Genomic DNA, 283 nt, shown 5'->3' on the forward strand with positions numbered 1-283 from the left:
ATTAGATATCGAGTCGAAAGGGCTTGATGGACTGGTCACGCGTATTGATCGCTTTAGCGAAGAGCTGACCATTGAAACCCTAAAAGCCAGCTATCCAAATCACTCGTACTTGGGTGAAGAGTTTGGTATGCAAGAAGGTCGCGGTGAAGATGCTGACTGGTGCTGGATTATCGATCCGCTAGATGGCACCAAAAACTTCGTTCATGGCGTGCCGCAGTTTTGTGTGTCTATCGCGGTACAGCATAAAGGCGTGACTCAACATGGCGTTGTCTATGATCCTGTC

Annotated in this window: 1 protein-coding gene; it reads left to right on the forward strand. The window is 48.4% G+C overall.

The window, feature by feature from the left end; genetic code table 11:
- A partial coding sequence (locus AAEY72_RS14560) for an inositol monophosphatase family protein (protein ID WP_352311238.1) occupies nt 1-283 on the forward strand: 283 nt, incomplete at both ends.

It is taken from the genome of Psychrobacter sp. W2-37-MNA-CIBAN-0211, assembly GCF_040309405.1.
GTDB lineage: Bacteria > Pseudomonadota > Gammaproteobacteria > Pseudomonadales > Moraxellaceae > Psychrobacter > Psychrobacter glaciei.